We start from the raw sequence: 11278 nt of genomic DNA, 5'->3' as shown, positions 1-11278 counted from the left end.
TCTATGCAACCAAGTTAGTACGCACTTAGTTGCATACGCACCTGAGTGCATAGATACTTTTTCCATGGCACTCGAACATGCGTTGCTCGTCTCCCTGTCCGAACAGGATGCGTCGGGATACGACCTCACACGCCGGTTCGACAAGTCGATCGGCTTCTTCCACAGCGCGACGCACCAGCAGATCTACCGAGTCCTCAAGCGAATGGACGAGGCAGGCTGGGTGGAGGTGGAGGCCATCGCGCAGGACGGCCGACCGGACAAGAAGATGTACCGCGTCAGCGATGCCGGCCGCGCCGAACTGACCCGATGGATCGCCGAGCCGTCCGAACCGAACCACCTGCGCAACGAGTTGGCCATCAAGATCAGGGCCGCAGCGCACGCCGATCTCCCCGCTCTACGACGCGAAGTCGCTCGCCACCGCGACGGCCACGCCGCCCGCCTCGACGTCTACCGACTCATCGAAAAGCGTGACTTCCCCAATCCAGCAGCACTTTCCGGCTCTTCACTGCACCAGTACCTGGTACTCCGCGGCGGCATCCGCGTCGAAGAAGGATTCACCGACTGGTGCCAGGAAGTTCTGGACGCATTGCCCACTGGCGAGTACGCCATCGAAGACACCGGCGAGTACGCCACGGAAGGACATCTTCAGTCATGACGGATACACAGTTCCCCCGCCTGCTCGAACCGCTCGACCTCGGATTCACGACGCTGAAGAACCGCGTCGTCATGGGATCGATCCACACCGGCCTCGAAGATCGCGCGAAGGACACAGACCGCTTGGCCGAGTACTTCGCCGAACGTGCCCGTGGCGGAGTCGGCTTGATCATCACCGGCGGCTACGCGCCCAACCGCACCGGTTGGCTCTTGCCCTTCGGTGCCAAGCTGACCAACCGCATCGAAGCGCGCCGTCACCGCCGGATCACCAAGGCGGTTCACGACGCGGGCGGAAAGATCGCCATGCAGATCCTGCACGCCGGCCGCTACAGCTACCAGCCTTTCAGTGTCTCCGCGTCGTCGATCAAGGCGCCCATCAACCCGTTCCGTCCGCGCAAGCTGACCGGCCGTGGGGTGCGTTGGCAGATCCGCAACTACGTTCGCTGCGCGCGCCTGGCCAAGTCCGCGGGTTACGACGGCGTCGAAATCATGGGCGGTGAGGGCTACTTCATCAACCAGTTCCTCTGCGAGCGCACGAACAAGCGCACCGACCAGTGGGGCGGCAGTTCCGAGAACCGTCGACGCATGGCAGTCGAAATTGTGCGACGCACACGCAAGGCTGTCGGCCCGAACTTCATCATCGTGTTCCGGCTGTCGATGGCAGACCTGGTCGAGGGCGGTCAGACCTGGGATGAAATCGTCTCACTGGCAAAGGAAGTCGAAGCCGCCGGCGCCACGATCATCAACACCGACATCGGGTGGCACGAGTCACGGGTGCCTACCATCGTCACCTCGGTTCCCCGAGCAGCCTTCGTCGACATCACCGGCAAACTCGAGAAGCACGTCGACATTCCGGTAGCCGCCTCGAATCGGATCAACATGCCCGAGACTGCCGAGGAGATCCTCAACCGCGGTGACGCACAATTGATTTCGATGGCCAGGCCGATGCTCGCCGATCCCGACTGGGTGAACAAAGCAGAACGTGGAGCGTCCGACGAGATCAACACGTGCATTGCCTGCAACCAGGCCTGCCTCGACCACGCCTTCGTTCACAAGCAGGTCTCCTGCCTGCTCAACCCGCGCGCGGGCCGTGAGACCACGCTGATCCTCTCCCCCACTCGGCGGACCAAGAACCTCGCCGTTGTCGGTGCCGGTCCTGCCGGACTTTCCGCAGCACTCAATCTTGCTCAGCGTGGTCATTCGGTCACGTTGTTCGAGGCTTCGGACAAGATCGGCGGACAGTTCGGGATCGCACAGCTCATTCCGGGTAAGGAAGAGTTCGCCGAAACCATTCGCTACTACACCCGCATGCTGGACGTGGCCGGAGTGACGGTCAAGCTCGAAACCCGCGTCGCACCGGCAGATCTCATCGGCTCCTTCGACGAAGTGGTGGTTGCCACCGGCGTGACGCCGCGCGTTCCCAAGATCCCCGGCATCGAGAACTCGAAGGTGCTGACCTACGCCGAGGTCGTCCGAGAGGGCAAGCCCGTCGGCAAGTCCGTCGCCGTCATCGGTGCCGGCGGCATCGGCGTCGACGTGAGCGAATTCCTCACACACCCCACTTCCCCCACTCTTCATCTCAAGGAGTGGAAGCAGGAATGGGGCGTCACCGAACCCGAAATGGCCCCGGGCGCTCTCACCACTCCGGTACCGGAGCTCTCCGAGCGGGAGGTCTACCTCCTCCAACGCAAGCCAGGACGCATCGGCGCCGGCCTCGCGAAGACCACGGGCTGGGTCCACCGGGCGGCCCTCAAGAACAAGGGCGTCCACGAGCTCTCGGGTGTCAACTACGAGCGCATCGACGACGCCGGCCTGCACATCACCTTCGGTGAGAAGCACGAGAAGCCCCGACTTCTCGAGGTCGACACCATCGTCATCTGCGCCGGGCAGGAGTCGGTTCGCGATCTCGTGGACGAACTGACCGTCGCGGGCGTGGTGACCCACATCATCGGCGGCGCCGACGTGGCAGGAGAACTCGACGCCAAGCGTGCCATCGAACAGGGCACACGACTGGCCGCGAAGATCTGACCGGCTACGCTGACTGATCGTGAGCCTGCCGACACCCACACCCACAGCCCGCGCCGTAGTGACCGGCGCCTCCTCCGGCATCGGAGAGGCACTGGCCGCTGATCTGGCATCACGCGGACATTCCCTGATCCTCGTTGCCCGTCGTGGCGAGGTCATGGAGGTCCTCGCCGAGAAGCTTCGCGCCGCGCACGGCGTCGAGGTGGAGGTCCGTGCATCGGACCTCTCCGACAGCGCGGCGCGTGCCGTTCTGGTCGAGGAACTCGGTGGCCGCGACATCAGCATCCTGTGCAACAACGCCGGTATCGCCACCTTCGGGCCGATCGCCGAGCTGGACCCGGCATACGAGCGCGACCAGGTCGAGCTCAACGCCGTTGCAGTGCACGATCTCACGCTGGCCGTTCTGCCCGGCATGCTCGCACGCAAGTCCGGAGCCATCCTGATGGTCGGGTCCGCGGCCGGAAACATGCCGATCCCCAACAACGCGACGTACGCCGCCACGAAGGCGTTCGTGAACACCTTCGCGGAATCGTTGCGAGGTGAACTCAAGGGCACCGGAGTGAACGTCACCCTGCTCGCCCCAGGCCCAGTACGCACCGAAACCCCGGACCCGGCCGAAGCGTCGATCGTCGACAAGCTCGTCCCGGACTTCTTCTGGATCTCGAGCGAGTACACCGCCAAGGTCTCGCTCGACGGCCTGGCCGAGAACAAGATGCGCGTCGTACCAGGCATCTTGAGCAAGGCGATGTCCGTCGCGGGCGGCTACAGCCCGCGTGCCGTCGTTGCGCCCATCGTGGGCACGTTCTACAAGAAGCTCGGCGGCTGATTCACGCAAACTTCTCAGAGCAGGCCATAGCAGACCATATAGTCGGTTAATGGCGATGCGACGAACACTGGCAGTCGGGGCAATCCTTCTTCTGACCGGAGGGTTGCCCTTACTGCTGCCCACGGCAGCGAATGCATGTTCGTGCGCATCATCGGCTACCCCGGAAGAAGCCGTGAGCGTCTCCAGCACCGTTTTCCTCGGGACTCCGACGGAGAAAACTTCGGACGGGTTCGAGGACACCTACCTGTTCGACGTCAGCCGGGTCTACAAAGGCGATCTGGCATCGGTGACGTCGGTGGGGACACTCGCGAACGGGAACGGTTGTGGCACAAGCTACGTGCTCGGCACCGAGCAGCTGATGTTCGTTTCTGCGCCGTACGACGTCGACGCCGAGCACGAGGGGTACAGCTGCGGGCCGGCTACCGAAACCGGGTTCGACATCCAAGCGGCGGTCGAGTCCGTGTACGGCGCCGGTTACGCCCCGAGCTCCGGCGGAACTCCGTCCGTTGGTGTGTCCGCCGACAGATCGACGGTCATCGGCGGAGGCGCCGCGGTGGCATTGCTCGCGGTGCTCGGTTGGTTCGGATGGAAGCGCCGGCGAGCACAGTAAGTCGAGGACGTCAGGGCCGCGTCAACCTCGTTCGGCGGCGCGTCAAGTAAGCGTCAAGATCCGCCCCACCGGTGATCTTCGGGAGTAGATCTGAAGGTAGCCCGCAACACGGCGGGTCACCTTCAGGAGATCGACGTGACGCTACTCGAAATCTTCCCCTCCCTACGCGGCGCAATGACACCGCGTATGGATCCTGCGTTGTGGCCCATCAGTACTCGCCACGACCACAGCGGGCGTGTCTGCATCGGCGACGTCTCCCTCGAAGAGATCGCGGACCAGTACGGCACACCGACGTACGTCGTCGACGAGGCGGACGTGCGGCACCGCTGCCGCACGTATCGAGAGATCTTCCCCGACTCGGAGATCGTGTACGCCGGCAAGGCACTGATGATTCGAGCGATGGCTACCTGGGTCTCCGACGAGGGACTCGGGGTGGATGTCTGTTCCGCCGGTGAACTCGCCGTCGCGCTCGCCGCGGGCGTGGACCCCCACCGAATCATCCTGCACGGCAATGCCAAATCGGTTTCCGAACTGAGGGCGGCGGTCAACGCGGGTGTGGGCCGGATCGTCCTCGGCTCCCCCAGCGAAGCGGTACGGCTCGCGTCGGTGTGTACCCACCGACAGAAGGTGTTGATCAGAGTCACACCCGGCATCGACATACACGGACACAAGGCAGTGTCCACAGGCATCTTGGACCAAAAGTTCGGCCTACCAGCGTTTTCCGAAGAACTGGAACGTACGGTATCCGTCGTCGCCAACGCGGCGCACCTGCAACTCATCGGCCTGCATTGCCATCTCGGCTCCCAGATCACCGATCCCGAACTCTTCCGCCCCGCGATCGAGACGATGATCGCACAGATGGACGACATACGACGCACGCATCGAATCATCCTCACCGAACTCGATCTCGGCGGTGGCCATGGGATCGCATACATGCCGGGAGACGCCCAACTGGATCTGACCCGCCTCGCTCACGTCATCGACGAAACTCTCGACGACGCGTGCACCCGAAACCGCTTCCCTCGCCCCGAAATCGTGCTCGAGCCTGGCCGAGCGATCGCCGCGCGCGCCGGAGTCACGCTATATCGCGTACAGAACATCAAGTCGATCAGCGGCGGTCGAACCTTCGTTTCCGTCGACGGTGGGATGAGCGACAACCCTCGGGTGTCGTTGTACGACAGCCACTACGACGTCGAACTGGTGAACCGACATTCGAGCGCACCGCTCCAGGAAGTCACCGTCGCCGGGCGGCACTGCGAATCGGGCGACGAAATCGCCGTCGGAGCAAGGCTTCCCGCCGACCTACATGAAGGTGACCTGTTGGCAGTGCCGTGTACGGGCGCATACCACCACAGCATGGCCTCCACCTACAACAGCGTCGGCCGGCCACCGGTCGTGGCTGTGCTGGGCGGGATTGCGCGGCCGTTGATCAGGCGCGAATCGATCAACGACCTGCTGGCCCGCGAGGTCGGCATCTGACCTCGCGGGCGCCTAAGCCTCAGCGCTTGCGACGGCTACCGGTACCGAAGATGTTTCGCGAAATCTCCCGTCCCGCAGCCGAAGCTGCGGAACGCAGGAAGCTCTTCACGGCCGAGTTACCCAAGATCTGCTCGGCAATGTTGGGGCCCTCCGGTTCGGCCGGCGGCGGTGGCGGCAGATCGGGCAGCGACGGAAGATCCAGGGACTGATCCGCCGTCGGAGCACCGGCCACCTTCGCCGTCAGCTTCTCGTACGCCGACTCGCGGTCGATGGTCTGGCCGTACTTCTGATTCAGCGGACTCGACGACGCGGCCGCCTTGATCGCGTCGTTGCCGATGGTGTCCATCAGCGACCTCGGAGGACGAATCTTGGTCCAGGCCACCGGCGTCGGCGCACCCTTTTCCGAGAGCACGGTCACGATGGCTTCACCGATGCCGAGTGAAGTCAGTGCCTTTTCCAGGTCGTAGTGCTCGGTCTTCGGGTAGGTACGAACGGTCTTGTTGAGCGCCTTCTGATCGTCGGGCGTGAATGCGCGTAGGGCGTGCTGGACGCGCGCGCCCAACTGTGACAGCACCGAATTGGGAATGTCGGTCGGAAGTTGCGTGCAGAAGAACACGCCGACGCCCTTGGAGCGAATCAGCTTTACCGTCTGTTCGACCTGCTGCAGGAAGGCCTTCGACGCGTCCGCGAAAAGAAGGTGCGCCTCGTCGAAGATGAACACCAGCTTCGGCTTGTCCAGATCTCCCTCTTCGGGCAGCGTCTGGAACAGGTCCGCGAGCACCCACATCAGGAAGGTGGAGAACATTGCCGGACGCGCGGCCTGGGCACCGAGTTCGAACAGCGTGATCACACCGGCACCGCCGACGACACGCAGCAGGTCCTCGGTTTCGAGTTCCGGTTCGCCGAAGAAGGTGTCACCGCCGTCGGCTTCGAGGTTGACCAACGCGCGCAGAATCACTCCCGCCGTCGCGGAGGAAACTCCGCCGATACCCTTCAGATCCGCTTTGCCCTCAGCGCTAGTCAGGTGGGCGATGACCGAACGCAGATCCTTGAGGTCCAGCAGGGCCAGGCCCTGAGTGTCGGCCCAGTGGAAGATCAGTCCGAGAGTCGATTCCTGGGTCTCGTTGAGGCCCAACACTTTGCTGAGCAGGATCGGCCCGAAACTGGTGATGGTCGCGCGCACCGGGATACCGATTCCGTCAGTACCCAACGACAAGAACTCGACTGGCATCCCAGCGGGAGTCCACGAATCGTCGCCCGTCTCGACTGCGCGAGCCTTCATCTTCTCGCTCGGATCCCCCGCCTTCGACAGACCCGAGAGATCGCCCTTGACGTCGGCCATCACTACAGGCACACCCGCGGCGGACAGCTGCTCGGCGATGCCCTGCAACGTCTTGGTCTTGCCGGTACCCGTCGCACCGGCAATCAGACCGTGACGGTTGATCGTCGCCAATGGAATCCGCACCCGCGCGGTGGGATCTGCCACTCCGTCGATCACCACCGAGCCGAGCTCGAGTGCCCGCCCCTCGGATGAATAGCCCGCCGCGATTTCAGCTGCAGCACCCGACGGCGCCTGAGCAGCGGGGGCGGCTCCGGCCGATGCTTCGGCCTCAGCGGCAGCCGCTTCCTTCTCGGCTTCCTCAGCTGCCGCAGCGGCTTCAGCTGCAATCCGAGCGGCTTCGGCAGCGGCAGCCTTGGCAGCTTTCGCCTTCTCCGCCGGCGTCAGCGGCGCGGCTCCTTCCTTCGGATCCACGGTCATCGAAAAGCCCTCCTCGTTGCAATGCGGCGCAGTTCTTGTCATCACCCGAACGCCGTCTTACACACGTCGAGTTTCCACCGCAGACCTTATCCCGCGCCCGCGCGCACTACTGTGTTCCTGGTGCAGGACAAATTGGTATGGATCGATTGTGAAATGACCGGGCTGCGACTCGAGTCGGACAAACTCATCGAGATTGCGGCTCTGGTGACCGACAGCGACTTGAACATCTTGGGCGAAGGTGTGGACATCGTCATCCACGCCGACGACGACGCGTTGGCTGCAATGCCCGACGTCGTGAAGAAGATGCACGCGAAGTCGGGACTGACCGAAGAGGTTCGTAAGTCGACGGTCACCCTCGCCGAGGCGGAGAAAGAGGTGCTCGCGTACATCCGCAAGCACGTTCCCGTCGCCGGTACGGCTCCCCTGGCAGGTAATTCCATCGCCACCGACCGCGGATTCATCTCGCGTGACATGACGGCGCTGGACACATACCTGCACTACCGGATGATCGATGTCAGCTCCATCAAGGAACTCTCCCGCCGCTGGTACCCGCGAATCTACTTCGGCCAGCCCGAAAAAGGTCTCGCCCACCGGGCACTCGCCGACATCAAGGAATCCATCCGCGAACTCAAGTACTACCGCGGCACTGCATTCGTCGCGGCGCCCGGACCGTCGAGCGCGGAGATCGCAGCCGTCGTAGAGGGCTTGGGTCCCGCCTGACCTGCCGATTGGCTTCCTGACCGACTTTCGCGCTAGTATCTCTTTCGTCAAAGCAGCCGGGTCAAACCGGTGGCCGAGGCAATGGTGGGCGTAGTTCAGTTGGTAGAGCACCAGGTTGTGATCCTGGCTGTCGCGGGTTCGAGTCCCGTCGCTCACCCAAGCGGAACCCCCGAAGATGTCGAAAGACATTTTCGGGGGTTCTTTTGGTTTGTGCGCCGGCCCCAATCCCCCCTTCCACAGCCGGGTGAACGTACCTCTCGTCGCCTCAGATAGACCGAAAGCCACTTTCGCTCACATGGGGGTAGCTGGAAATCGCCGCACATGGCCCAGCCGTCGATCACTCGGGCGACGGTTGCGGCTCCCAGACACCTGCGACGGTCCCCTCGCGAACGTGTCGCTCGTATGCCGAAACCTTGTCGTGGATGACGGTCAGGTTGTCCTGCAGCGCAGAGATCCTGGATCGAATCAACACCTCATGCTTTTGTAGAAGTGAAAGCCGTTCCTTCTCGTTTCCCGGCCCTGACCTGACGAGTGCGGCGAATTCGCGGATCGTTGCGATCGGCATACCCGAGTCTCGGAATCGATTGCACAGCTTCAACCAAGCGACATCGTTTTCGGCGTAGACCCGACGCCCACCTGCCGAGCGCGCAACCTCGTGAACGAGCAATTCCTCACGTTCGAAGTATCGAAGGGAATCGATGCTGATTCCGGTCTCGACAGCTACGTCACCGATTGATAGTTCACGCATTGCCCGTCTACCTTTCCTTGACCTGGAGTGCACTCCAGATTTTACGGTCGCGGCCATGAATTCCATTCAGCGCAAAATCAACACCGAATTCTCCCGAATCTCCACTGCCGACGACGTACTTGCCGGACAAGATTTAACCGGCACAACTGCTTTGGTCACTGGCGGGTACTCCGGACTCGGATACGAAATTTCGCGGTCACTTTCTTCGGTCGGCGCGCGAGTTGTAGTTCTTGCCCGCCGACCAGAACAGGCACGGAGCGAGGTGGCCGACCTTCCGGGTATCGAAGTGCGAGCGTGCGACCTGTCGGACCCGAGCAGTGTCAGATCGTGTGCGCGAGAAATTCTCGAATCCCGGATCACTCCGGACATCATCATCTGCAATGCGGGGGTCATGGCCTGCCCGGAACTCCGTGTCGGCTCCGGCTGGGAATCACAATTCGCGATCAATCACCTCGGGCACTTTGTACTGGTGAACCTGCTGGTGCCAGCAATGCCCGCAAACGGTTCTCGCGTAGTCGCTGTCTCGTCGGCGGGACATTTTCTGTCGGGAGTGCGTTGGGATGACATACATTTCCGCAACGGTTACGACCGCTGGCTTGCGTACGGTCAAGCCAAGACTGCAATTGCTCTATTCGCTGTACAGCTGGCGAGCTCCGGTGCTTCACGCGGCATCACTGCGTTCTCCGTCCATCCCGGGAGCATCCTCACTCCCCTTCAACGTCACTTCTCTGCATCGGAGAAACACGATCTCGGATGGACGACGTCGAATGGCGACGCCGTGCCGGGATTCAAGACTCCCTCCCAGGGCGCCGCTACAACGGTGTGGGCAGCGACGGCACCGATACTCGCCGATCACTCCGGCGCGTACCTCCAGGACTGCAACATCGCGGACGTCGCGCAGACTGATGACATGAGCGTCGGCGGCGTGAAGCCTTGGGCTACCGATCGCGACGACGCACGCAGATTGTGGGCACTGTCCGCTGAAATGACCGGAGTGGACGCCTTCGGTCGACGCTGACGCCGAGCGAACGTACCTCCCGTCGCCTCAGATAGACCGAGAGGCACTTTCGCTCACAAAAGGATTACAGATGCAGAAATGCCCCCAACCGGACGGTCGGGGGCATTCTGACGTTCAGTGCTTCAGGGACGCACTCAGACGTCCGCGTTGCCGGTCTTCCAGACGCTCCAGGGAATGTTCCAGTCACCGAGGCCGTCGGTGCCGGAGAGCGTTCCGCCGACGGTGTTCTTGACGACGACGATGTCCCCGCGCTTGGTGTTGTCGTAGACCCACTTGGCGTTGGACGGGCTCAGGTTGAGGCAGCCGTGACTGGTGTTGGAGTAGCCCTGCTGCCCGACCGACCACGGCGCCGAGTGGAAGAAGATGCCGCTGTAGGACATTCGGGTCGCCCAGTCGACGGGGGTCTTGTAACCCTGCGCCGAGGTGACCGGGACGCCGTACGTGGACGAGTCCATGATCATGTTCGCGAAGCGGTCACCGATGATGTAGACGCCGTTGTCGGTGGGAGTGCTGTCCTTGCCCATGGAGGTGGGCATGGTCATGACGGTCTCACCGTTGACCTGGAAAGTGACCTGCTTGGTGTTGTCGTCCGCCGTGGCGATGACGGCATCACCGATGGTGAAGGAACTCTTCGCGTCTTCCTGCCCGAAGACTCCCTTGCCGAGATTGCGCCCGTACACGTTGACGCTCACGTCGACCTTGGTGCCGGGTGCCCAGTAGTTCTCCGGACGCCAACGGACCTCACGATTGTTGACCCAGTAGAACGCACCTTCGACGGTCGGAGTCGTGGTGACGGTGATCGCAGCTTCGGCAGCCTTGCGATCGGGGATGTTCTCGTCGAACTGCACCGCGATGGGCTGACCGATGCCGACCACGTCGCCCTCGTTCGGCAAGACATACGGCTTCGTGACGTTGCCGGGTGCGCTGGTGGTGAAGGACGTGACCGTCGTACTGGCGCCGCCCAATCCGAATGCGCGGGCCTCGATTTTGTACTTGCGGTTGTAGCCGAGCGGTTCGGTGGTCGTCCACGACGCACCGTCGGCAGCAATCGCGCCGGCAACTGCCTTGCCGTCCTGATTGACCATCGTCACGTCGGACAGGGCGCCGTCAGCGACGTTGATCTTGACCGGGTCGCCCGGCGAGAAGCCGACAGCGCCGTCGGCGGCGGTCGAGGTGAGCTTCGGCTTGATGAGTTCGGTGAGCGGATTGGAATCGATCGGCGCCGATCCCTCGGTGCTGACGTCCTTGCCACCCGACGTGCACGCGGTGACCAGAACGAGCGCACCGAGAGACACCGCGATCATCGCCGCACTCTTCGACACTCGACCGTTCCCCCCGCGCACGGACAGACCCCACCTTTGACGACTCATCGTTCGACTCCGCTTCACAATTTCTCCGACTAACTTCCGCATCACATGCGAATCCCACTTACCGGAAGG

10 protein-coding genes and 1 tRNA gene are annotated in these 11278 nt (G+C 62.7%); 8 read left to right on the top strand and 3 right to left on the bottom strand.

Annotation, left to right across the window (positions count from 1 at the left end):
- Positions 1–64: 64 nt before the first annotated feature.
- The 5 genes from RE4_RS27340 to lysA all read left to right on the top strand — a co-directional run bounded on the left by RE4_RS27340 (position 65) and on the right by lysA (position 5594).
- Positions 65–655, top strand: coding sequence for a PadR family transcriptional regulator (locus RE4_RS27340; protein WP_020970016.1), 591 nt, complete (start codon positions 65–67; stop codon positions 653–655).
- Complete coding sequence (locus tag RE4_RS27335) at positions 652–2682, top strand: NADPH-dependent 2,4-dienoyl-CoA reductase (RefSeq protein WP_021333446.1); 2031 nt, start codon at positions 652–654, stop codon at positions 2680–2682. The genes RE4_RS27340 and RE4_RS27335 overlap by 4 nt, the downstream gene beginning before the upstream one ends.
- Before the next feature lie 19 nt (positions 2683–2701).
- Entirely contained in the window at positions 2702–3505 is an 804-nt protein-coding gene (cmrA, locus tag RE4_RS27330; protein WP_020970018.1) for a mycolate reductase, read from the top strand.
- A gap of 49 nt (positions 3506–3554) precedes the next feature.
- Positions 3555–4115, top strand: a complete 561-nt coding sequence (locus tag RE4_RS27325) for a hypothetical protein (RefSeq protein WP_021344759.1) — start codon at positions 3555–3557, stop codon at positions 4113–4115.
- Positions 4116–4250: 135 nt separating this feature from the next.
- Entirely contained in the window at positions 4251–5594 is a 1344-nt protein-coding gene (lysA, locus tag RE4_RS27320; protein ID WP_060939708.1) for a diaminopimelate decarboxylase, read from the top strand.
- Positions 5595–5613: 19 nt separating this feature from the next.
- On the opposite strand, the gene RE4_RS27315 is transcribed toward lysA, so the two are convergent.
- Positions 5614–7353 carry a helicase HerA-like domain-containing protein gene (locus RE4_RS27315; protein ID WP_060939715.1) on the bottom strand — a complete coding sequence of 580 codons (1740 nt, stop codon included), beginning with the start codon at positions 7351–7353 and terminating at the stop codon, positions 5614–5616.
- A gap of 120 nt (positions 7354–7473) precedes the next feature.
- Between RE4_RS27315 and orn the strand changes: the two genes are divergently transcribed.
- On the top strand, positions 7474–8073 hold the full coding sequence (gene orn / locus RE4_RS27310; RefSeq protein WP_024487359.1) for an oligoribonuclease: 600 nt from the start codon (positions 7474–7476) through the stop codon (positions 8071–8073).
- A gap of 84 nt (positions 8074–8157) precedes the next feature.
- Positions 8158–8230 (top strand) — tRNA-His (locus RE4_RS27305).
- 180 nt (positions 8231–8410) lie between these two features.
- Here the strand turns inward: RE4_RS27305 and RE4_RS27300 are convergent.
- The gene (locus RE4_RS27300; protein WP_019749137.1) at positions 8411–8821 is read right to left on the bottom strand and encodes a MerR family transcriptional regulator; all 411 of its coding nucleotides are present in this window, start codon (positions 8819–8821) and stop codon (positions 8411–8413) included.
- A 55-nt stretch (positions 8822–8876) separates the two neighbouring features.
- On the opposite strand from RE4_RS27300, the gene RE4_RS27295 reads away from it, so the two are divergent.
- On the top strand, positions 8877–9839 hold the full coding sequence (locus tag RE4_RS27295) for an oxidoreductase (RefSeq protein WP_060939707.1): 963 nt from the start codon (positions 8877–8879) through the stop codon (positions 9837–9839).
- A gap of 134 nt (positions 9840–9973) precedes the next feature.
- Here the strand turns inward: RE4_RS27295 and RE4_RS27290 are convergent, their stop codons facing one another.
- Positions 9974–11182: a L,D-transpeptidase gene (locus tag RE4_RS27290; protein WP_019749139.1), complete on the bottom strand. Its 1209-nt coding sequence runs from the start codon at positions 11180–11182 to the stop codon at positions 9974–9976.
- Between the last annotated feature and the right edge of the window lie 96 nt (positions 11183–11278).

Source organism: Rhodococcus erythropolis NBRC 15567 (assembly GCF_001552595.1).
GTDB classification, from domain to species: domain Bacteria; phylum Actinomycetota; class Actinomycetes; order Mycobacteriales; family Mycobacteriaceae; genus Rhodococcus_F; species Rhodococcus_F erythropolis.
Note: the sequence above shows the minus strand (reverse complement) of the source record. Positions and strands in the feature narration are given on the sequence as shown.